This window comes from Paraglaciecola sp. (assembly GCF_039942875.1).
GTDB lineage: Bacteria > Pseudomonadota > Gammaproteobacteria > Enterobacterales > Alteromonadaceae > Paraglaciecola.
The window spans coordinates 44,734-67,282 of the sequence record NZ_JBDVBQ010000016.1; the positions used below are offsets into that span (position 1 = coordinate 44,734).

A 22,549-nucleotide genomic window follows, 5' to 3' on the forward strand; every position below is an offset into this window, starting at 1 on the left:
TTAAACCTATAACGGTACTTTTCTTTATGTTGGTTAATTTTTATACTCTTGCAGAGTCTAACAAATATAAGGTTGATCTACCTAGCGTAGCTCAGCATATTAAAGTACTCGCTTCTGACGAATTTGCAGGTCGCGGACCTTTAACAAAAGGTGAAGCTCTCACCATTGAATATTTGGCGAACGAGTACCAAAAAATAGGCTTAGTGGGGGGAAACCCTAACCGCGTCGGTACTTCACCATTAGGGCATTACTATCAAGCTGTGCCTATGGCGCAGATTACCCCTGACCCAAATATTATGTTGAAAATTGGCGACTTATCTTTGCAATCTGGCGCTGATTTTACGGCCCGCACTGAGCAAATTAGCGAAAAAATTGAATTAGATAACACGCCTTTGGTATTTGTGGGCTATGGCATTAACGCTCCAGAGTACAACTGGAATGACTATGTTGATGTCGATGTAAAAGGCAAAACCGTTATTGTATTGGTGAATGATCCTGGCTTTGCTACTCAAAACCCTGATTTATTTACTGGTAATGCGATGACCTATTATGGTCGCTGGACTTACAAGTATGAAGAAGCAGCCCGCCAAGGAGCAAAAGCGGTATTAATTGTACATGAAACGGCACCTGCAGCTTATCCGTGGAGTGTCGTCGAAAGTTCTAACACGGGCAGTAAATATACGCTAGTAGATGACGCGAATAACGTCTCTAAGTTACCTATTATGGGCTGGCTGCAGTTAGCCGCTACTGAGAAAATTTTCGAACAATCAGGCCTTAGTTACTCAGCACTTAAGCAACAGGCTTTAACAAAATCTTTTAGCCCCGTGACGTTAAAGCAAACAGCTAATTTGACTCTAAAGAATGAGATTAGCCATGCTACCTCGCATAATGTTATTGCCAAAATTGTTGGCAGTAAGTACCCCAACGAATATATCTTAGCTGGGGCACACTGGGACCATTTTGGTACCAAAAGTACACCTCAAGGAGATATTATCTATAACGGCGCGGTTGATAATGCTTCGGGTACAGCGGGCACGTTAGAAATGGCCAGAATATTAATGGCTAAGCACAAGGTTAACCCTTTTGAACGCTCGATTTTATTTATTAATTTTACCGCAGAAGAAACCGGTTTAATTGGGTCAGAACAGTTTTCAAAAGGCGAAATCATTGCCACTAAAGATATGGTGGCCTTGTTAAATATAGATGGCATGAACGTGCTTGATAAGGTGGATTATATTCTGCAGTACGGCGATGGTTTATCAGAAATGGAAGATTATCTAGCTGACGCAACCGCTGCACAAAACCGTAGGGTGAAACTTGATCCTCGTCCTCAAAATGGTTTGTTCTTCCGCTCTGATCATTTTTCTATGGCTAAACAAGGCGTACCAAGTTTGTTGTTTATGAGTTTAGGAGATACCGATCCTGATTATATTGCCCATAAATATCATAAAGCTGCCGATGATTACTCTGCTGCTTGGTCACTCGGTGGTGTACAGCAAGATATTGAGTTGATGGTAAATATTACTGAAAAGTTAGCCAACTCAAGAGCTTGGCCAAAGTGGAAAATGCCCTCAGATTTTAAAACCGCCCGAGAAGTCGATTTAGCAAAGTAGCCCAAGTGTGGCTTGTAAATAAACTTTACTTAACCGTTAACAGTTGTGCCAAAGAGCTCGTCTCTTTGGCATTGCGTAGATAGATAGTATCTACCAGTGTGTCTGATTGATTTCTATGTAAACCAAGTTGTATGAATAATGGGTTAGCATCGGGTTTGGTTTCAGCCGCTAATTTGGTAATCACTGCTTGGTTGTTAAACCACAGGCTAATGCGTCCATCTTGTTTGTTTTCAGACCAGGTCAAAGCCATATCTATTCTATGCCATTTACCTACTTCAACAGCTTTTTGCCAATGTATCTGACGTTTTGGGTGGCTACTGAAAAATGTCAATTCTGTAATTGGATGTCCGTTTTTAACTTCTGGCTTGAGATAAAATCCCATACTTTGTTGATAGGTTTTGTCTGTTTCCCAGTAGGCTATGTTGTTAGTTATCTTGATGGGCCTGTCTAGATAAAACTCCCAAGAAAAATAGCTAGTATCCCCCTCGTTTGTTGCGCAGCCGTTGTGCTTTACTTCGGCCCGAGTATGACCATTAGGCCAAATTGAATCTGGGGTAATAGTTAACTTTATTACTCTAGCATTACTATCTTTAGGATCAGGTGTAACCATTATATTCTGAGGATTAAGTTGATAATCCCACCCTGACACTTGGTTGCTTTCGGTACTAGCGTGCCACTCAGGGCAGGCAATACTTAGGCCTGTAAACAATAAGATACACGCTGTTAAAAGTACTTTGATAGCCATCACAGAAAACTTGCAATTTGATCTAGTGGTTTTTTAGTACTAGCGTGGTGAGGCACTGTCGCACTATTTGCAGGATAACCTACGATTAACAGCATATAGGGGCGTTCATTATCTGGACGCTTGCAAATTTTAGATAAAAAACTCATGGGTTTAGGGGTATGGGTTAGAGTAACTAGGCCAGAGTGATGTAAGGCATTAATCAAAAAGCCTGTGGCGATACCAACTGACTCGTGTACATAGTAGTTATTTTGCTTTTGGCCGGCTTCAGACTCTTTAGTTTTTTGACTAAATATAGCAATGAGCCAAGGTGCATGTTCAAGATAAGGTTTGTTTGCGTCTGTGCCTAATGGTTTTAATGCACCTAGCCACTCTTCTCCTGCTCGGCCTTCATAAAAGCCTCGCTCGTGAGTTTCTGCTTGTTCTCGTACTTGCTTTTTAATTTCTGGTGAATGAATAGCAGCAAAGTGCCAAGGCTGATGGTTTGCGCCATTAGGTGCGGTACCTGCGGCTTTTAAGCAATTTTCAATAATAGCTTTATCAACGGTCCGATCACTAAATTGGCGAATGCTATGACGACGTTTTATGTCTGTATAAAACTGCTCTGAACGCAGCAGCATTTCAGCTTGAGGATATTCAATAAAATCGTTTAATGGGGAGGCATTGTGGTTTTGCATAAGAGTCTCGTTACTAATTTTGTTTACGGTATTTGGTTGAAAATGAATTTGTTAGTTATCAATAAATATTAACTGTGACTTATTAAAGATTCTTTAACTTGGGGTAACATTCGCCTACTTACTGGAATTTGCAGCTTGTTGCTTAATATTAGATGTCCATTTTCGCCATCGCGTTTTAGGCTGATAACTTTATCGAGATTAACTATGTAAGACCTATGCACTTTGATAAAGGTGGTCGGTAATTGTTCTGCTATTGCTTTTAAACTACCGCTATAAAGCACCTCTTTGGTTTGCAGCTTTAGTTCAACGTAATCTCCTGACGCTTTGCAATAAAATATTTCTTGAGTGGGCACTTTATCGAGTTTTCCGGCACTGGGGATATTGATGAAATTAGCATTTTTTTGTTGCTGCATTTGTTCTAGTTTCAATTCAAGTTTGCCACGTAATGTTTTTTCAGCCTGTGCGATTTCCAGCTCATTTGAATAATCTTTTGCCTGTTGAAAAAATAAGTAGGTAAGTAAACTCGCAACAATGAGATAAAAGGCTAATTCGTGAAAGTACTGCTTTGTAGCCACAATAGTACTTATAAAAACGAACATAACGACTAAATACTTAGCTGTATACCAATTGAAGTTTTTTGCTAGTGTGGTGATAAGCAGTAGCGAAGATATGATGACTGGGAGCATGATCGCAAATGCCGTTTTGATATCAAAACCTGGAGTGAGAACCATTGCAAGAATCGTAATCAAGGCCCCACTGTATATCCAGTGATGCTTATGCTTGCCAGCAAACTGATGGCTAAAAAAAGCGAGTAGCGATAGGCCAAAACCCATGGCAAATAAAGCGATACAAATTAATCGTATATCTTGCATAGGATAACTATAATCAAATACGCCCCGTGATATCTCAGCTGCTAGTTGTGCGCTTACAAAAATTGACATCATAAAAAGTAAAGTTAAGGCTGATTTTTCTTTGGACATTAAAGCCAAGCTACCAAAATAGATGCTGCTAAGTATAAACATGCCCATAAAAATTAGGCCTAATGAACTACCTTTTTGAATAAATATTTTGTTAGTTCCGTAGGTCGCTAAACCTAAAAAGTGAATGGGGCGAGTAAGATCAAGATAGCCATGGTTAGCTGAAAGGTGCAGTACCAACTCATTTTTTTCTGGTTTTAAATGTTTTTTTGGTAGGTAAAAAACATGGTCCATTTTACCAACTATTTCTTCACTCTGATTAATATCTGGCTGCCCATTGTTGCCTATTTCTATGCCATTTAAATATACAACACTTGATGTTTTACCTAATAAATAAAGTCCAATCGGTCTGTTATCTAAATCTAAAATAGCTTGGTCGGGTATGTCTGTGCGTAGCCATAAGTTTCTGCCTTGAGGGTCGATTTCCCAAAAGTTTACCGGCTGACAGTTGGGTTGTGAAAAATCTGGAAAGTTTATCGAAGTGGGCACATCAACGCATTGGGTGAATGTTTGGGTGCTTAATGAATACACTGAATCAGTTGCACTAACGTTGGGACAGATTAATGTTGAAAATAAACAAACAAAGAAGTGATACAAACGCAATTTTTATTTCCTATTTAGACTAGCAGATTAAAACAGTCTGCCGAATATCGTAAAAACACTACCGCTTAACCATTAGGCCAAGGATTCAAGGGCCTTTGGCAGAAACCTCCTATTACCTGAGTGCCAAAAGGTGATGCAATTAAGCCATCTTAAATCAAATACGGGTATATCACATGTACTATAAAATTTTAGTGTTACTAATATTTACTGCGGTTAATTATGTAGTTAATGCCAATGAGAATATCGGATTATTTAAAAACGAAAAAGCAATACTATTCACAGCAAATGACGGACAGCAAACAGATGCCTATGAAGGATATATTATGGTTCCCGAGAACCGTAACAAAGCTAACTCTCGCGATATAAGGGTCAACTATGTGCGGTTCCCTGCAACCGGAAAATTCAAAGGCTCCCCTATTATCTATTTATCGGGTGGGCCTGGTGGCTCTGGAATTGGTACTGCCAAATGGCGTCGTTTCCCATTATTTATGGCACTACGAGAGCATGCAGATGTGATTGCTTTAGATCAGCGCGGCACAGGCGCATCGGAAAAAATGCCTTATTGTGTATCAGATTATGCCATTGGTTTAACAGAAGCTGTGCCTATCAATCAGGTCGAGCAAAGGTATCGTATAGCAGCCGCGGAGTGCGTATCTAACTGGACAAAGCAAGGCGCAGATGTACTGGGTTATACAACGGTTCAAAATGCGTGGGATTTAAATGACCTACGCCTACATTTTAAGGCTCCTAAAGTCACTCTTTGGGGTATTTCTTATGGTAGTCACTTGGCACTAGCCGCTATCTCATTGTTTGAAGAACATATAGATAAAGTTGTGATTGCTAGCGCTGAGGGGATGGATCAAACAGTTAAGCTACCAGTTAACACCAGTGCTTATTTTAAACGTGTTCAACAGGAAATAAATCAGCACCCAGAGCTTTTGGCAGTATATGGCGATATCGTTGGCCGTATGCAAAGGGTACATCAACAGTTAGCTGATAAACCCATTAAATTAACCTTGAAGGATAAAGATGGATCACCTATGCCATTTTTATTGCAAAAGCGCCATATGCAGTTTCTTGCATCAAGAGTTATATCTGATCCTAGTGAGTTTCTAGCTTTATTACTAAGCACTCACAGAGATATTGAAGGTGGTAGTTATCAGTCAATTACAAAAATACTCGAAAGAGGCATGTTCAATAACGAAAAAATTGGTTTTAGAATGATGTCTATGGCCATGGATGTTGCATCGGGGATCACTGACGCTCGTCTGGAGAAAGTACGCCAGCAAAAAGAAGATAGTTTGTTAGGCGATCTCTTGAACTTTCCTATGCCCCACCTAAACAAGTTAGTTGAAGGATTAGATCTTGGTGATAATTTTCGCCAACCTAAATCTGCAGAAGTTTCTATGCTATTGCTTACAGGCACGTTAGATGGCAGAACTTATATTGAAGGGCAAAAAAAAGCAGTCGCTCATTTAAGTAATGTCACGCAGGTAAAAGTCGTTAATGCGGGACATAATTTATTTATGTCATCACCTGAGGTGCTTAGCACTATGCAGCAATTTTTGAGAGGAGAAAAAGTCGAAACGCTAACTATTTCTGTTAAAGCTGAGTTTATAGAACACTTAAAACAGTCACTATAAGCATAAAAAAAGCCCAATCACATATGATTGGGCTATAGTGTTTCATTTAGACCTCAGTATATCTATTGCTAGCGCTACTCAGGTCTATATGAAGAGATATTATTATTATTGTAAACGATTTACGCTAAAACAACTTTTAATGCTGCAACGCAAGCATCTGTTTCGGTAGGTGTACCCACACTGATACGAGACCAAGTGTCGTAACCAGGCCAGGTTCTGCCAACAACTCTAATTTTAAGAGCTTTCATTTTTGCAGCAAACTCATCATGGGGCATGCCTGTATCCATATAAATGAAGTTCCCTTGAGGGTTCTTCGCATACGGTCTACCTAACTCTTCTGCTGCTGTAGTCAGTTTATTTCGTTCGGTTTTTATGGTGGCACGCATTGAATTTAGGTTCGCGTGGTCATCCATACTCGCCATACCGGCAACTAGACCTAGGTAGTTAACACCACCCATACGTAACATGCGGCCCATGGATTTGGCTTGGTCGGCAGGCATTATAGCGTAACCTAAACGTTGTCCAGCCATTGCATGGATTTTAGAGAATGTACGACAAATAACTACGTTATAACCATCTGCAGCAAGTTTAGATTGCGTGTTAGCTGGGTAAGCATCAGACATTTCGATATAGGCTTCATCGATGAAGACCTGACATCTTTTAGAAACTCGTTTAGCAAATGCGGTTAATTTAGCAGCATCAACTACTGTTCCAGTTGGGTTATTTGGATTACATACATAAACTGCAGTTGTATCGTCTGTTACAGCAGCTTCGATAGCATCCAAATCAAAATTCAGATCTGCATCTAAAGGAACAAATGTTACATCAGCGCCCATAAATGCTGCGCCGCGAGGCACACCTTCATATGTCGCCATTGAAGTAACTAGTTTGCCGCCATTTTTTGCTATCCAGTCAGCATAACCAAACAAGATTGGAGATGAACCATTTGTTACAATGATTTGATCTTCAGATACGCCTTCTTGGGCTGCTATTTTTTTGATAAGTACATTAGTAGTGGCATCAGCGTAGCGGCCAAGGTTAAATAACTCACCTTTCATTGCTTCAACAGCTTTAGCAGAAGGACCAAAAGCATTTTCATTCGATGATAAACGCACTAAGCCATCATTTAAGTTAGGTGTAGCCGTTGGAAAGTGATCAGTCTTCATTCCCGCAGCGCTAAGCTCTTTCACACTAGAATTAACACAAGATGACAAGGCAACAGCACTAGCGCCTATTCCAACGGACTTAAGCCACTTACGGCGTGAAGAATCGATTAAAGGGTTGTTTTGGTTCTCTTGGTTCATTAGCCACTCTGTCTGTAAAAAATACCGGGACATTAGACTAATTAGTATTTGTAAGCTATGCAATGGTCCAATATAAAAGCTATGGGGGTACATAGAAAAACTTATTGCGTAAAAAATCACTCCTATACTTGATGGCGTTCGTACTGACACACTCAATTTATGGTGTATGCCCAACAATCGTATTGAATTGGTTTTTGGATATAATAATCCTTAGTGCTTATATTCCCACTGTGAATAGACTGGAAACTAGAGTAATTAAATGAAATTTACTAAATACCACGCATTAGGAAATGATTATATTGTCATTGATCCTAAAAACTTAATCACTTCATTATCAAGCGAAGACATTAAAATCATCTGTAATCGACATTTCGGCGTTGGTTCGGATGGTATCCTTTATGGCTCTGAAAAAAGCGATACCTGTGATTTTTCTTTACGAATTTTTAATCCAGATTCAAGCGAAGCAGAAAAAAGTGGTAATGGTTTAAGAATTTTCTCAAGGTATTTGTGGGATGAGTCATTGGTCTTCGATAAGGAGTTCAGTATAGAAACTAAGGGGGAGCAGTAAAGGCTTTGGTTGCTGATGATGGGCTTTCAGTAACCGTAGGAATGGGCAAAGTTAGGTTTACACATGAGCCAATTGGGGAGCCAACCCCTAAACCTCAAGTGCTTACTGTTAAGGGCCGAGAGTTTACATATTTTGTAGCGAATGTGGGTAACCCCCATTGTGTTATTTTGCTTGATGAGGTTAATGATTCTGTAGCTAAAGAATATGGAAGCTTGATTGAAAATGACAATAGGTTTATGAATAAAACCAACATACAGTTTATGAAAGTTCTCAACAGGTCTGCAATTCAGATAGAGATATGGGAACGGGGAGCAGGTTACACGCTTGCTTCTGGTTCAAGCAGCACAGCGGCGGCTGCTGTTGCAAGGGCATTAGGGCTATGTGATCCAAATATCGATGTGCATATGCCAGGTGGCATAATTAATATTGATCTAAATAAAAGTTATGCTGCAACTATGTCAGGGGCTGTGTGTAAAATCTGTGAAGGGAATTTTGTATCAGAAGCTTTTCATTGCACCATAAAATAAAAAAGTCAGCTCATACCCAATTATTCGGATATGAGCTCATGTAGTCTTAAGCTTTTGCTTGAGCTTCTTTACGGCTGGCTAGGTACTCGTTGTAAGTACCTTGGAAGTTAATCACTTCTTGATTGTTTATTTCAATTACTCGAGTTGCAAGTGAAGACACAAATTGTCTGTCATGACTAACAAAAATCAAGGTGCCGTCGAATTTTTTCAAGGCGTTATTAAGTGCTTCAATGGCTTCCATATCCATATGGTTTGTGGGTTCGTCCATTATCAGTACATTGATATCAGACATCATCAACTTGCCAAACAATAAGCGGTTTTTCTCACCACCTGAGCATACCTTGGCTTTTTTGTTAAAGTCATCTGCGCTGAAAAGCAAACTACCTAACATGGCTCTTACTGCTAAGTCGTCGTGTTTGGGGGTACGCCACTGAGACATCCAATCAAACAGGCTTAAATCTTCTGCAAAGTCAGCCGTGCTATCTTGAGGGCAATAGCCAATAGTGGCATTTTCAGACCATTTAACTACCCCCTCTTTCGCTTGTAATTGGTCAACTAAACAACGTAAAAACGTGGTTTTGCCCACACCGTTTTCACCAATAACAGCTAGCCTTGCTCCAGCCTCTAAAATTAAGTCAGCACCTTTAAACAACAACTCGCCTTCAAAACCATGGCCTAACTGCTCTAAAATTAACGCCTGACGATGTAATTTTTTATGCTGCTTTAAAACAATACGTGGAGTACGGCGGCTAGATGACTTAACTTCATCAAGGGTGATTTTTTCTAAACGTCTAGCCCGAGAGCTAGCTTGTTTTGCTTTTGACGCATTAGCAGAGAAGCGGTCAACAAAGGCTTGCAGCTCATCCATTTCGGCACTTTTCTTGGCATTTTCAGTTAATAATTGCTCTTGTATTAACGAAGATGCAGCTTGGTAGGCTTCGTAGTTACCTGGGTATATGCGTAGCTCACCGTAGTCAATATCGGCCATATGTGTACATACAGAGTTTAAAAAATGACGATCGTGCGAAATGATGATCATGGTGCATTTACGTTGGTTTAGTACCTCAGCCAACCAATTAATGGTGTAAATATCCAAGTTGTTGGTAGGTTCGTCTAATAACAATATGTCTGGGTTAGAAAACAAAGCCTGAGCCAATAATACTCTGAGCTTTTTGCCTGGGGGAATTTGTGACATTAAACCAAAGTGAGCGTCTTCTTCTATGCCAGCTTCAATTAGCAAGTCACCAGCGCGGGCTTCTGCCGTGTAGCCATCCATTTCTGCAAATAGGGTTTCAAGCTCAGCAACGTGCATACCGTCTTCTTCGCTCATTTCTGGCTTAGAATAGATTTCGTCTCTCTCTTGTTTAATTTTCCAGAGTTTGGTGTCGCCCATGATCACGGTATCGACAACAGTAAACTCTTCAAAGGCGAACTGGTTTTGGCTTAGGGTTCCAACTTTATCACCTGGGGTAATCGACACGTTACCGGCGCTAGGTACTAGCTCACCAGTAAGGATCTTCATAAAGGTTGATTTACCACAACCATTGGCACCTATCAGTCCGTAACGGTTGCCTTGGCCAAATTTGGCTGAGATATTTTCGAACAATGGCTCAGCGCCAAATTGCATGGTGATATTTGCAGTAGAAATCAAAAGTTTGTCGTCCAGAGATAAAGTAAATAGATGGGCTTGCATCCTGATAAGGTTATCAAGCAAGCGAAGGCGCGCATCATACGGAACTGAAGATTAAATGTCGAGATTGCAAGGCGGTTTTTTAAACAGTTTAGAGACTGCTCAGGTGTATCTCACATTGTGAATGATTAACCTGCTAAATATTCTTAACTGATAGGTGAGTTATTTAGCAGGTTTACGGGATTCCCTTGGGTGAATTGGCTTTATCCCTTGGCCATATCATTTTTGGGCTCGGCAGGGCGAGCTTTTAAATATTGTTGAGTCATCTTTTCTGCCGAGCGGCCTGCAACATACCCCCCTAAACCAATTTGCAGTAACGTCCATGCCTCTTTCGCTAGCGGGTTAGGCAGCCAGCCAAAGCTGTCAAATACCACCAGACCTAAAAATGTAAGCATGGTAATAGGCCGCCAATTACGTTGCATCCAAGACTGGCCCGTTGCTTCGGCAGTAATAATGGCGGTTTTGCTTTGCAATAGTTGGTTTTCATAATCGATTACCTTTGCAAGTAATTCGTTTTCGACAGCCTTAATTTGGCTTTGAAGTTTGAGCTTTTCTTCAGTACTGGTGTGTACTTCATCAATTAATTTTACTGCGGGTTCAAAAATGTTACTTATAAAAGAAAAAACGTTCATATTCCCTCCTAGGAATGACTGTTATCCAAATTAGGCATCATCTTTTTAAATGCCACATAATGTTTTTGTATTTTTTCGCCGTAAACTTGTTTCTGTCCTGAGCCGTTGTACATACCTGCGAACTCCTCAAAAGATAAATCTCGTAAATACCCCAGCATTCTTGTTGAAAAAAAATCAAATAAACCGTTAACTTGTCCTTGAATATTCAATGAGAAAGCATCGAACATTTCAACTACAGATTGATAACCAATACGTTCGTAATGAAACCCCATGATTTGCGGTGCCCCCATGCTGATAGATAACATAGCAGCGCTTTCGTCTAGTTGCCGAGCAAATTCAAATACCTGCCATTCATTAGCTTGTACGCCGTGAAAAGATTGCCATTCACCTGTTGGTTCACGCCGCCACTCATGGCCTAACCAAACCTTGTCATCTCGATAGCGAAAGTGTTGGCGGTATTGTTGCGCGTTGTTTTTGCCCCAAAACTTCCAAAATTTATGATTCTCGAAGCGGATAATCATGCGATCACTGTTGTTTTGCTCAAACCCTTTACCAGAGCTTTCTACACATAGCACAGCTAGAGCACAGGCCACATCTAGCGCCTTTTCAGTACTGAGCGATTCCAGTAAAGCTCCCCATTTGTTCCAAGTGGCTGCTGCGTTGCGTTGCTCATTTGACCCTGCCACAGTTAAAATGGTGTTGGGTGTCAATCGGGATAAACTCTCGCTATGGTTTTCAATAGGAATGATAGTTTCTTGAGTGTTATCTATAACGATTGGAGTTGGTTCTGAGTTATCCACTTTATTAATAAATTGGCTAGCAACGTAGCCACGGTTGCCATTAAAACGAATTTGACTCCAATTTTTTTGTTGCCCCTCTACCCAAATTTCTTCTCCTTGTGCAAGTTGCCCAAATAAGCCTGCGTTTGGATAAGGGGCTGACCGTACATTTAATAAGTCAGCACTTACTTTTGCGTAATAGCCTGCTGATACATAAACTAAGTCTACATAAATAGCAGCAACGTATGCGGTGTATCCGTTAAATTCTATTTCTAGCCAATCGTTAACAAATGCTAAGGTTTTCACAGACGCGCCGCGAGTCAGTGTGGCTAGGTATTTTGCACTAGCAGATGGAGAATCACGTACATTAAGGTGGTTGGTATTAACGGTTCCGGTAAGTTTGGCTAAATCATTAATAGGCTGTAAATAGTGTGCCGATATAAAACCAAAGGTATCTTGGTAATTAAATTGTACCCAATCATCAAAAGGCCCTTCACCTTTTATCACCATACCTTGAGTCAATTGCCCTAATACAGCTGAGCTTGGAGTAGGCATACTGCGAACATTTAATCGGGTAGGGGTCACTGCCGCTAACATGGCGTTGGGCTGACTTTTGAAGACGTAAAGATGGTGGCAAACATGTTATAAAATCCTTTTAGTAATTCATGTGTGTCATTAATATAGAAGGCTAATTACACAATTTCAATAGATTCTTATTTAGATTTGTAATCCCATTTTATTTAGCCTGAATAATGGTTTTAGCATGTTCAAATAAGGGCACAACCGCCGGGTGTTTTAGTTTTCGTTCTGGGGAAATCAAATACAGGTTTTCTTTTATATCTTTCGTTCTACCTACAATGCTCACATCATAGTGTTCCATTAAATGTTGCTCGATTGAGGTAGGCGCACAGAATACTCCGTATCCAGCTTGCCCAAAAAGTTTTGTTAATGCACTGTCTTCAAACTCTGCTTTTATAATTGGTTGTATACCAAGACTGTCGAACCAAGTGAGTAGGTTTAGTCGCTGTACTGATTTTTCGCCTGAAATTAGAAAGGGTTGATGGTGCAAGGATTGGGGAAAATTGTCTTTTAAACTCTCAGCTAGATTAGCACTTGCTAAAAATGTAAGGCCACCTTCACCAATAACATGATTAAATGCTTTTACATGTACACCTGGTAGCATAGGTCTGTCAGATAAAATTATATCTAGTTTATTAACCGCAAGTTCTGTCATTAAAGAGTCGAGATCTCCTTCTTTGCAAATAAGGTGCGTATTTAGGTCGTTTTCAAAACAAGAGCGAAATAAATCGAAAGCTAAAACTTTGGGTAGCGCATCTGTGATGCCTACTGTAAAAATATGTTGTGAGGTTTGATATTGATTTTTTAGAGTATGCTGAAGCTCATTACCTAATTTGAATATATCATCAGCAAATGTATAGGTAAGCTTGCCTTTTTCATTTAATACTAACCTTTTACCAATTCTATCGAAAAGTTGAAAACCGCAAGTGTCTTCTAACACTGATATCTGGCTACTAATAGTTTGAGCTGTGAGATGCAATACTTTAGAGGCTCTCGCGATACTTCCTTCTTTTGCGGTGATGTAAAAATATAATAGATGTTGATAGTTTAGGTTAGTCACGGGCGATAGCTTATATAAAAACGATAATCATCAACCTAAAGTTGATGATATGCAAATATAATTCGAATATTACAATGCATATTTTTTCTGTATAACTACTTTTTAAAATTAGTAAAGGGGGGAGTATGCCTAGTTCAATTCAGGCTTTTTTCAAGCACGACGCAGCGAGTGGCGTGGTGTTAATTCTGGCAGCTATAGTCGCTATGATAATGGCTAATACGCCGCTTAATGGGCTCTATAATGGGCTGTTAGCTATCCCTGTGACTGTAGCATTTGGAAACTTTGAAATTGCTAAGCCTCTTATTCTGTGGGTAAACGATGGTTTAATGGCTATATTTTTCTTTCTTGTTGGTTTAGAAATTAAACGAGAAATATTAGGAGGAAATTTATCGTCACCAGCCCAAATAACATTACCCGCAGTGGCGGCCATTGCAGGTATTGTATTTCCAGCGTTAATTTATGTTTGGTTTAATAGCGATGACCCCGTTGCAATTGCAGGTTGGGCTATCCCGTCTGCCACTGATATTGCCTTCGCTGTTGGTGTGTTCACTATCTTTGGTAAATTTTTACCTTTGAGTTTAAAACTCTTTTTACTAAGCGTGGCTATTTTTGATGACATTGGGGCTATTGTTATTATTGCGCTGTTTTATTCTCAAGACTTATCTACCGTTTCTCTGGCGGTTGCTGTGTCTGGATTAATTGTGTTGTTTTTATTAAATCGCTTTAATGTTCGTACTCAAGGTATCTACATTCTGGTGGGGGTTGTGGTGTGGGCTGCAGTCTTAAAGTCTGGCGTACATGCTACGTTAGCTGGTTTTGCATTGGCTTTATTTATACCATTAAAGCTCGAAAATACCGATGGTCAGCCAATGTTGGAGCACCTAGAGCATAAGCTTCATAGTTGGGTGGCGTTTTTTGTTTTACCTATATTTGCCTTTGCTAATGCTGGCGTGTCATTAATTGGTGCCACTATGGATAATATCTTCAATCCTATTACCTTAGGAATAGCTGCCGGTTTATTTATTGGTAAGCAGGTGGGGATTTTCGGAGTGTGTTGGCTAACCGTTAAATCAGGATTGGCTAAACTACCCGAAAAAGCTACTTGGGCACAGCTGTACGGCGTGACTTTATTATGCGGTATTGGCTTTACTATGAGTTTATTTATAGGGACCTTAGCTTTTGAAGAGCAACCCTTAGAGTATCAGGTGAGTGTTAAAGTAGGGGTATTGATAGGCTCTATTTTATCTGCTTTTATTGGCGCATTTATCTTGGCTAAAACAGGGCAGCAAGAAACTCAGCCGAAACAGCTAATTGAGTAACTATAGAAAAAATATTTGTAATTGTAACGCCGCCTTAGCGCGGCGTTTTTTGTCCGAAAGACTGTATTAATCTCAGGCAGGCTATGTGTGAGCTTGGTACTTGTAGTAAACTTGCGAATAATTTTTTATAGCAGCCTATCACTTTAACCTGTTCGTATTTGCAGAGTGTTTTTACTCGTTTTTGTGACAATTTGATGATGGCACCTGCTTATTACTTTTATATATTCGGAACATCAAATGTCAGATAAATTCTTTTTTAAAGGTCGTCAAGACGCCCGCCAGACGACCTTAAAATACGGTTATGAGCGCAACGCTAGCCGCATTGCAGGTAGTAAAAAATATCCCCTTAAGTTGGTGGTTACCAGTGACACTCGTAAGCAAGAAGTAGAGGCGTTGGTGGCTGAAGCTGACTTGTATGCAGATATTACCATTGACACAAAGGAAGGAGCGGTAGAGAAGATAAACGAGTTAACTGCATTACTGAATAAAAAGGGCACAGTAACCGTTGAAAAAGCCCCTGCTCGGAATGATCCATGTATCTGCGGTAGTGGTAAAAAATATAAGAAGTGCTGTGGATAAATGCATTATATGGATTCAAAACCTTGATTCATGCTCTTTACGACAATAGAGGTGTTCATTGAATTCCAACGTTAACGGGGAGCAGCTGACTCAATTCTATGTTCAATATATCAATATGCCTGGCTGTTGAGAGGGTTTGTTGAATCAACTTGCTCGTCAGTAAATCTGAACTTATCTAAAAAAAGTGGGCCAAATAACTTCAACTTATAAAAAGGATATTTTTTTGAAAGCGCTCATTTTAGTATTTTTAGCAACCATGTCATTTTTATCATATGCGGAGATGGAGGGGATTCCTTTAATCAAGACTGAAGATGGGCACTTTGAAGTACATGCGTCTATCAATGACGTAAAGGCAAAATTCATACTTGATACCGGCGTAACTGGCACTGTCATTTTTAGTCAAAACCTAGATGTTTTTGGTATTAAAACTAACAAAAATAGAATCGACGGGGTTCGCATAGGCGATGCTGACGCGGGCAAAATTGCTACTATGACAGTGGATATAGCACAATTTTCTATTGGCAAAAAACAGCTTCGTCTTAAGTCTATTTTCTCTAATGATTCATCAAGTCGGTTTACTCCCGAAGTGATGGGTATTATAGGCAACGATGCATTGATTGAGTTGAATGCTTTGCTGGACGTGAAAAACGCTAAGCTACTACTCCCTGATGGCCAGACCGACCTAGATAAATTTCTCACTGCAACTTCTGATAAACCTTACAATATCGTTACCTTACAAAAGTCACCAATGGGTTTTAGTTTTGTGGATGCTCTATTAGCAGAGCAAAAAGTAAGATTGTTAGTTGATACTGGAGCGCCTGAAATAGTATTAGATGAGTCTGTACTTAAGTCGTTTGGTTTAGATTTGCAAGATCACCCCACTGCAAAAACCGTTATCGGCGATGGAATAGAGCTGCCAATGAAGGTGTTTAAAAATGGCCTTATTACCTTTGGGCATACGACAATTTCAGATGACTTTTTTACTACTGATTTTACGGCATTAATGAATGCAGTAAATGTTGAAAACCAAGCACGCCTTATTGGTGTTTTAGGTAATAAGCACTTGGCTCAGATGAGTACCATTATTGATGTGGCGAGCGCTAAACTTTATATCAAACCTTAAAGTCAAAAACGCCGCTTACTTTTACTTTAAAATAAGCGGCATATTTTAAGAGAATGATTAAAGAATAAAGCGACTTAAATCTTCGTCTTCTACTAGCATATCTAGATGATTGTTAACGTACTCAGCATCGACTATCAATGATTCACCGTTTCTTTCAGAAGCGTCGTAAGAAATTTCTTCCATTAAGCGTTCCATTACTGTGTGTAAACGCCTTGCACCAATGTTTTCGGTGCGTTCATTTACTTGCCAAGCGGCATTAGCAATTCGCTTGATACCGTCTTCGGTAAAGGTTACATCAACCCCCTCTGTTTTAAGTAAAGCAACATATTGCTCGGTCAATGAAGCGTTAGGCTCTGTTAAAATACGTACAAAGTCATCAGATGTTAATGCTGATAATTCAACACGAATGGGTAAGCGGCCTTGTAGCTCTGGGATAAGATCTGATGGCTTACTCATTTGGAATGCGCCAGAGGCGACAAACAAAATGTGGTCAGTTTTTACCATGCCGTGTTTTGTGGATACGGTTGAGCCTTCAACTAATGGCAGTAAGTCTCGTTGCACACCTTCACGGGAGACGTCGCCGCCACTTGTGGTGCCTTCGCGCTTACAAATTTTGTCAATTTCATCGATGAAGACAATGCCATTTTGCTCTAATGATTCAATAGCGGTTTGCTTTAAGTCTTCTTGATTCACTAGTTTGCTGGCTTCTTCTTCAATCAATAACTTAAAGGCTTCTTTTACCTTAAGTTTTTTCTTTTTCTTCTCTTTACCTGATAGGTTTTGGAACATACCTTGAAGTTGGTTGGTCATTTCTTCCATGCCAGGAGGGGCCATGATCTCTACACCAACTTGAGGCGCTGCAAAATCTAGCTCGATCTCTTTATCGTCTAACTGGCCTTCACGTAGTTTTTTGCGAAAAATTTGTCTGGTGCCTTTGTCTTGAGGCTCTTCTTTTTCGCCAAAGGCGTTTTCTGGCGGCGGCAACAGGGCGTCTAAGATGCGCTCTTCTGCGTTTTCTTCAGCACGGAATTTTACTTTTCCGGTTGCTTGCTCTTTGGTCATCTTGATGGCGATATCGGCCAAGTCACGGATGATAGTTTCAACTTCTTTACCCACATAGCCCACTTCTGTGAACTTAGTGGCTTCGACTTTAATAAAAGGGGCATTGGCGAGTTTAGCTAGGCGGCGAGCAATTTCTGTTTTACCTACACCAGTGGGGCCTATCATTAAGATATTTTTTGGCGTAACTTCTTGGCGAAGTTCTGGTTCAAGTTGCATTCTGCGCCAGCGATTTCGTAGTGCGATTGACACTGCACGCTTAGCATCTTGTTGGCCGATAATGTGACTGTCCAACTCGTGAACTATTTCTCTTGGGGTCATTTCTGACATATTAAAAAACCTTATATAAAGTGAGCCACTTTTGAAGCGTGGAGCTCATGAAGTTCTGTTTGATATTAGTAATCGATCGTTTCGACAGTTTGACTGTGATTGGTAAACACACAAATATCACCGGCTATAGTTAAACTCTTTTCAGCAATGTCTTGTGCCGATAATTCAGTATTGGCTAATAGCGCCATAGCTGATGCCTGTGCAAAGTTGCCACCTGAACCAATGGCAATTAAGTCATTCTCAGGTTGTACCACATCACCATTACCGGTAATGATGAAAGAAGCGGTTTCATCTGCTACCGCTAACAAGGCTTCAAGCTTTCGCAGAGCTCGATCACTACGCCAGTCTTTGGCTAATTCAACGGCTGCACGGGTTAAGTTACCTTGATGGATTTCTAGTTTAGATTCAAAGCGTTCAAATAAAGTGAAGGCATCGGCTGTGCCTCCGGCAAAGCCTGCCAGTACTTTATTATGATATAAACGGCGTACTTTTTTAGCATTGCCTTTCATTACAGTATTACCAAGTGATACTTGGCCATCACCTGCTATAACAACTTGGTTATTACGGCGTACAGATACAATTGTAGTCACAAAAATTCCTTCGATATCTCTTAACAACCATGGCTAAATTCATCAATGGTTGTTAGGGCTAAGAGTGGGCTTTGGCGTTTTAATAATGTAAAACGCTGCCAGATGGATTAGATGTGGGGAGTATTGATTGTTTTTCAAGGATAGTCTCTATTTGCTTATCAATTGCTGTGGCTGAACCTAGGCTTCTTGGCAATAGGTAGTACAGTATTCAGTTTGTCGTGAATGTGGCTTGACTGACTACCCCATCAATGTAAATTTGTATTAACTGTCATTACTGCATCAGTTTTATAATTAAACGGACTTTTAATGTTAAAAATACTTATTTTTTTGTTGCTCATCAACATGTGTATAAATGACTCTTCTTATGCTGAAATTCATTTCACGCATCCAGATATTGTCGCCACTCAGTCTTGTTATAGAGGCCAGTTCGAAAGTTATGCATCATGGATGCAAATGCTTAAAAAAATGAATCAACGCAAAACAAAGACACCGGAGGAGCTTGAAAAGCGAATGAGTGGGCTTCAAACGCTTTTCTCGGAGTCTAGTTTTGACAATTATAAAGCGTCTTTAGAGTGTATTACTTTTAAATACAAGGTCGATGGTGTGTTAGTTGATGGCTATTTAATTAAACCTAAAAACCAAGAAAATTTACCTGTTTTAATTTATAACCGTGGTGGTAATGGACGTTATGGTGCAATGGTTTTTGGAGCAATGTTCCATAAGCTATTTCCCGTTGCTGAGCAAGGTTTTGCCATCATTGGCAGCCAATATAGGGGAGCTTTTGATGACCATGTAAAGCCTGGTGAGTATGACGAGTTTGGTGGCGCTGATGTTGATGATGTTGTGAAACTTATGGACTTTATTCCTAACATTGAAAATGTAGATGATTCTAGACTTGGCATGTATGGCAGTAGTAGAGGGGGGATGCAAACATTTTTAGCTTTACAACATATGCCAAATGTTAAGGCTGTAGCGAGTGTTATGGGAGCAAGTGATTTATTAAAAGAGCTTGAAAACAGAGCTGAAATGGAAAACGTCTATAAAATCAGAATTCCCAATTATGACACTAATAAAGCTGCAGAATTAGAGAAGCGCTCTGTGTTGAAGTGGGCTGATAAATTGAATAAATCAGTCCCTATTTTATTACAACATGGCGATAAAGACAAAAAGGTTAATGTGGCCAATGCTATATGGTTAGATAAAGTGTTAACTAAATTAGCGCACCCTCATAAGTTAAGTATTTATAAGGGGGAAGGGCATGGCTGGAGTTCAGAAACCAAGCCGCTAGCGATTAAAGAATTAACTGACTGGTTTCATGAATATTTGTAATTTCTTTGATTTATCTCATTTACTTCAGTTAGGCCGTACACCCTGTAGAATAATGCTTTGTAGGTTGCTAAGAGTGTTTTCGAAAAAAGCTGGGTCATCAAGGTTTTTACTGGTTATTGATTCGATTTGAACACGAAAATCTGCATAGTGTTGGGTGGTTGACCATATAGTAAAAATTAAGTGGTATGGGTCTACAGGCGCTAATTTTCCTGCAGCAATCCAAGCATTAATAACCGCAGCTTTTGAATCAACCAATTCCTTTAATGGAGACTTTAGCTGATCTTCTAGTAATGGTGCACCGTGCAGCATTTCCATGCAAAACAACCGAGACTCCGCTGGGTGGTCTCTTGATAATTCTAACTTTACTCTAATGTAATCATTGATTGTTTCTATGGCATCTTGTTCTTCGTTAAAGCTAGCTAAAGGAGCAAGCCAAACCTGCAATAGTCGCTGCATCACATCTATGTAGAGTTGCTCTTTACTATTGAAGTAATAGAGCAAGTTAGTTTTAGATACCTTGGCCAAAGCGGCTATTTTCTCAACTCTGGTGCCTTTTACACCATGGCGAGAAAACAGTTCTAAGGCGGCCTGCATAATGGCATTCTTTTTATCTAGTTTTGCTCGACTACGTTTAGATCCGCCGCTTAATGCTTGGGATGTCTTTGAATTGACTGTTATTTTTTCCGATGACAAGGTAAATGAATCCTTTTATTAGCTCTTTTGAATTCTAATATCCTTGATTAAAATAATCTAGGCTCATGGTGTTTTTATCGTCCGCCTTTTTTTTGTGCGTTGTTGCACGAATATCACGCAATATTTTGGACCGTTTGGTCCATGTTTGTTTGTTTTTTATGTCTATCTTGTTGTAATTTATGGTTTTTTACCATTTGGTCTGAAATGTGCTATGTCTTGTTATTGTTTAACAACTAAGCAGTTTATAACTGTCACCTTGTTATTTACAAATTTAGTGAGTTGTACGTAACAAAGATAATCAAAAAATAAGTGAGGCAATAGTGGACGTAGGCGTATTTATTCCGATTGGTAACAATGGCTGGTTAATTTCTAAGACTTCACCTCAATACAAACCTAGTTTTGACATGAACAAAGAGGTGGTGAGAAAAGCAGAGCAGTACGATATGGACTTTGCTTTATCGATGATCAAATTAAGAGGGTTTGGGGGGGACACTGAGTTTTGGGATTATAATTTAGAGTCTTTCACCTTGATGGCAGGGTTAGCTGCGGTTACCTCTAAAATAAAGTTATATGCAACTGCTGCCACCCTAGTGATGCCGCCAGCTATTGTTGCCCGTATGGCTGCCACTATCGATTCAATTTCTCACGGCCGTTTTGGTGTAAATCTAATAACTGGCTGGCAGCGTCCAGAGTATTCACAAATGGGTATGTGGCCTGGTGATGAGTTTTTCTCTAACCGCTACGAGTACTTAGGTGAATACATCAAAGTGTGTAAAGAGTTGTGGGAAACCGGAAGCAGTGATTTTAAAGGTGAGCACTTTCAAATGGATGACTGCCGTATGAAGCCTATGCCAGAATCCAAAATCCCTATTATTTGTGCCGGTCAAAGCGCGGCAGGGATGGAGTTCTCAGCAGAACATGCAGACTACAATTTTTGTTTTGGAAAAGGCGTAAATACGCCAACTGCTTTTGCCCCTACCGCAGAGCGTTTAAAAGTCGTGGCAGAAGAAAAAGGCAGAAACGTTGGTTCGGTGGTATTGATTATGGTTATTGCCGACGAAACTGATGAGAAAGCCATGGCTAAATGGCAAATGTATAAAGACGGTAAAGACCAATCTGCTTTAGATTGGATGACACAACAGGGCGCCGCAGATAAAAAATCAGGTAAAGATACCAATATTCGAGATATGACTGATCCTACGTCAGCAGTTAACCTAAATATGGGGACGTTAGTGGGCTCTTATGCTTCAGTTGCCGCCATGCTAGACGAAATTGATACTGTGCCGGGTTGTGAGGGTGTACTCCTAACCTTTGATGACTTTATTCAAGGCATGGATGATTACGGACAAAAGATTCAACCACTTATGAAGTCTCGTCAACACATCAAAGCTGCGGTAGGTGAATAATGTCTGAAGTTACAGAACTCCCCATTGCTGGTTATTGTGCTGGCGATAAGCCTAATGAAATTATATTACCTGCAAAGCCAGAACCGTTAGCCTTTGATGTAACTGAAACTGCGCTAATAGTTGTAGATATGCAAAATGCTTACGCTAGTAAAAATGGTTATTTGGATAAGGCAGGCTTTGATATTTCAAGTACAGGCCCTGTTATTGCGCAAACTGCCAAAGCGATTGCTGCTGCTAGAAAAGCTAACATGCCTATTGTGTTTTTCCAAAATGGTTGGGACAACAAATATGCTGAAGCAGGCGGCCCCGGCTCACCAAATTGGTATAAATCTAACGCTTTAAAGACCATGCGTAAAAACCCAGAGCTTATGGGCACACTGTTAGCAAAAGGTACTTGGGATTATGAGCTGGTTGATGAGCTAATCCCGCAAGAAGGGGATATTATTATTCCTAAAACCCGTTATAGCGGGTTCTTTAACACTAACCTAGATAGCATGATGCGTAGTCGTGGCATTCGTAACTTAGTGTTTACTGGCATTGCTACCAATGTATGTGTGGAATCAACCTTACGAGATGGGTTTTTCTTAGAGTATTTTGGCGTTGTGTTGGCTGATGCTACTTATCAAGCAGGATCGGATATGATCCAAGAATCGGCGCTGTTTAATATAGCTACTTTTTTTGGTTGGGTATCTAGTGTAGATGAATTTTGTGATGTTCTGGCTTAATA

The 22,549-nt window shown here is 40.0% G+C and carries 21 protein-coding genes; 10 read left to right on the forward strand and 11 right to left on the reverse strand.

Annotation, left to right across the window (positions count from 1 at the left end):
- Positions 1–26: 26 nt before the first annotated feature.
- Positions 27–1,613 (forward strand): M28 family metallopeptidase, encoded by a 1,587-nt coding sequence (locus ABJE44_RS04675; protein ID WP_348113644.1) that lies wholly within the window; start codon positions 27–29, stop codon positions 1,611–1,613.
- Between the two features lie 25 nt (positions 1,614–1,638).
- On the opposite strand, the gene ABJE44_RS04680 is transcribed toward ABJE44_RS04675, so the two are convergent.
- The 3 genes from ABJE44_RS04680 to ABJE44_RS04690 form a co-directional block, all read right to left on the reverse strand.
- Positions 1,639–2,358 carry a heparin lyase I family protein gene (locus tag ABJE44_RS04680; protein WP_348113643.1) on the reverse strand — a complete coding sequence of 240 codons (720 nt, stop codon included), beginning with the start codon at positions 2,356–2,358 and terminating at the stop codon, positions 1,639–1,641.
- Positions 2,358–3,032, reverse strand: a complete 675-nt coding sequence (locus ABJE44_RS04685; RefSeq protein ID WP_348113523.1) for a nitroreductase family protein — start codon at positions 3,030–3,032, stop codon at positions 2,358–2,360. The genes ABJE44_RS04680 and ABJE44_RS04685 overlap by 1 nt, the downstream gene beginning before the upstream one ends.
- A 68-nt stretch (positions 3,033–3,100) precedes the next feature.
- The gene (locus ABJE44_RS04690) at positions 3,101–4,612 is read right to left on the reverse strand and encodes a LytTR family DNA-binding domain-containing protein (RefSeq protein WP_348113521.1); all 1,512 of its coding nucleotides are present in this window, start codon (positions 4,610–4,612) and stop codon (positions 3,101–3,103) included.
- A gap of 173 nt (positions 4,613–4,785) precedes the next feature.
- Between ABJE44_RS04690 and ABJE44_RS04695 the strand changes: the two genes are divergently transcribed.
- On the forward strand, positions 4,786–6,255 hold the full coding sequence (locus tag ABJE44_RS04695) for an alpha/beta fold hydrolase (RefSeq protein ID WP_348113520.1): 1,470 nt from the start codon (positions 4,786–4,788) through the stop codon (positions 6,253–6,255).
- A 119-nt stretch (positions 6,256–6,374) separates the two neighbouring features.
- Here ABJE44_RS04695 and ABJE44_RS04700 read toward each other — a convergent pair whose 3' ends face one another.
- Positions 6,375–7,559, reverse strand: coding sequence for a histidinol-phosphate transaminase (locus ABJE44_RS04700; protein WP_348113519.1), 1,185 nt, complete (start codon positions 7,557–7,559; stop codon positions 6,375–6,377).
- Between the two features lie 259 nt (positions 7,560–7,818).
- Between ABJE44_RS04700 and ABJE44_RS04705 the strand changes: the two genes are divergently transcribed.
- Both ABJE44_RS04705 and dapF read left to right on the forward strand, forming a co-directional pair.
- Positions 7,819–8,127, forward strand: a complete 309-nt coding sequence (locus ABJE44_RS04705) for a hypothetical protein (RefSeq protein ID WP_348113518.1) — start codon at positions 7,819–7,821, stop codon at positions 8,125–8,127.
- A 5-nt stretch (positions 8,128–8,132) separates the two neighbouring features.
- Positions 8,133–8,654 (forward strand): diaminopimelate epimerase, encoded by a 522-nt coding sequence (dapF, locus tag ABJE44_RS04710; protein ID WP_348113517.1) that lies wholly within the window; start codon positions 8,133–8,135, stop codon positions 8,652–8,654.
- 46 nt (positions 8,655–8,700) lie between these two features.
- On the opposite strand, the gene ABJE44_RS04715 is transcribed toward dapF, so the two are convergent.
- The 4 genes from ABJE44_RS04715 to ABJE44_RS04730 form a co-directional block, all read right to left on the reverse strand.
- Positions 8,701–10,305: an ABC-F family ATPase gene (locus ABJE44_RS04715; protein WP_348113642.1), complete on the reverse strand. Its 1,605-nt coding sequence runs from the start codon at positions 10,303–10,305 to the stop codon at positions 8,701–8,703.
- 242 nt (positions 10,306–10,547) lie between these two features.
- Positions 10,548–10,976 carry a 3TM-type holin gene (locus ABJE44_RS04720; protein ID WP_133468122.1) on the reverse strand — a complete coding sequence of 143 codons (429 nt, stop codon included), beginning with the start codon at positions 10,974–10,976 and terminating at the stop codon, positions 10,548–10,550.
- Positions 10,977–10,984: 8 nt separating this feature from the next.
- Entirely contained in the window at positions 10,985–12,352 is a 1,368-nt protein-coding gene (locus ABJE44_RS04725; protein ID WP_348113516.1) for an N-acetylmuramidase domain-containing protein, read from the reverse strand.
- 139 nt (positions 12,353–12,491) lie between these two features.
- The gene (locus tag ABJE44_RS04730) at positions 12,492–13,394 is read right to left on the reverse strand and encodes a LysR family transcriptional regulator (protein ID WP_348113514.1); all 903 of its coding nucleotides are present in this window, start codon (positions 13,392–13,394) and stop codon (positions 12,492–12,494) included.
- Positions 13,395–13,519: 125 nt separating this feature from the next.
- On the opposite strand from ABJE44_RS04730, the gene nhaA reads away from it, so the two are divergent.
- The 3 genes from nhaA (at position 13,520) to ABJE44_RS04745 (ending at position 16,415) form a co-directional block, all read left to right on the forward strand.
- Complete coding sequence (gene nhaA / locus ABJE44_RS04735) at positions 13,520–14,713, forward strand: Na+/H+ antiporter NhaA (RefSeq protein WP_348113513.1); 1,194 nt, start codon at positions 13,520–13,522, stop codon at positions 14,711–14,713.
- Positions 14,714–14,950: 237 nt separating this feature from the next.
- Positions 14,951–15,292, forward strand: a complete 342-nt coding sequence (locus ABJE44_RS04740) for a PBPRA1643 family SWIM/SEC-C metal-binding motif protein (RefSeq protein ID WP_348113512.1) — start codon at positions 14,951–14,953, stop codon at positions 15,290–15,292.
- A 223-nt stretch (positions 15,293–15,515) separates the two neighbouring features.
- Positions 15,516–16,415: a pepsin/retropepsin-like aspartic protease family protein gene (locus ABJE44_RS04745; protein WP_348113511.1), complete on the forward strand. Its 900-nt coding sequence runs from the start codon at positions 15,516–15,518 to the stop codon at positions 16,413–16,415.
- Positions 16,416–16,472: 57 nt separating this feature from the next.
- Here ABJE44_RS04745 and hslU read toward each other — a convergent pair whose 3' ends face one another.
- Together hslU and hslV are read right to left on the reverse strand one after the other, a co-directional pair.
- Positions 16,473–17,804, reverse strand: coding sequence for an HslU--HslV peptidase ATPase subunit (hslU, locus tag ABJE44_RS04750; protein WP_348113510.1), 1,332 nt, complete (start codon positions 17,802–17,804; stop codon positions 16,473–16,475).
- Between the two features lie 65 nt (positions 17,805–17,869).
- Positions 17,870–18,394 (reverse strand): ATP-dependent protease subunit HslV, encoded by a 525-nt coding sequence (gene hslV, locus ABJE44_RS04755; protein ID WP_348113509.1) that lies wholly within the window; start codon positions 18,392–18,394, stop codon positions 17,870–17,872.
- Positions 18,395–18,700: 306 nt separating this feature from the next.
- Between hslV and ABJE44_RS04760 the strand changes: the two genes are divergently transcribed.
- Entirely contained in the window at positions 18,701–19,723 is a 1,023-nt protein-coding gene (locus ABJE44_RS04760; protein WP_348113508.1) for a prolyl oligopeptidase family serine peptidase, read from the forward strand.
- Positions 19,724–19,747: 24 nt separating this feature from the next.
- Here the strand turns inward: ABJE44_RS04760 and rutR are convergent, their stop codons facing one another.
- A complete protein-coding gene (rutR, locus tag ABJE44_RS04765; RefSeq protein WP_348113507.1) occupies positions 19,748–20,416 on the reverse strand; it encodes an HTH-type transcriptional regulator RutR in 669 nt (222 codons plus the stop codon).
- Positions 20,417–20,736: 320 nt separating this feature from the next.
- On the opposite strand from rutR, the gene rutA reads away from it, so the two are divergent.
- On the forward strand, positions 20,737–21,822 hold the full coding sequence (gene rutA / locus ABJE44_RS04770; protein ID WP_348113506.1) for a pyrimidine utilization protein A: 1,086 nt from the start codon (positions 20,737–20,739) through the stop codon (positions 21,820–21,822).
- Positions 21,822–22,547, forward strand: coding sequence for a pyrimidine utilization protein B (rutB, locus tag ABJE44_RS04775; protein WP_348113505.1), 726 nt, complete (start codon positions 21,822–21,824; stop codon positions 22,545–22,547). The genes rutA and rutB overlap by 1 nt, the downstream gene beginning before the upstream one ends.
- Positions 22,548–22,549 lie beyond the last annotated feature (2 nt).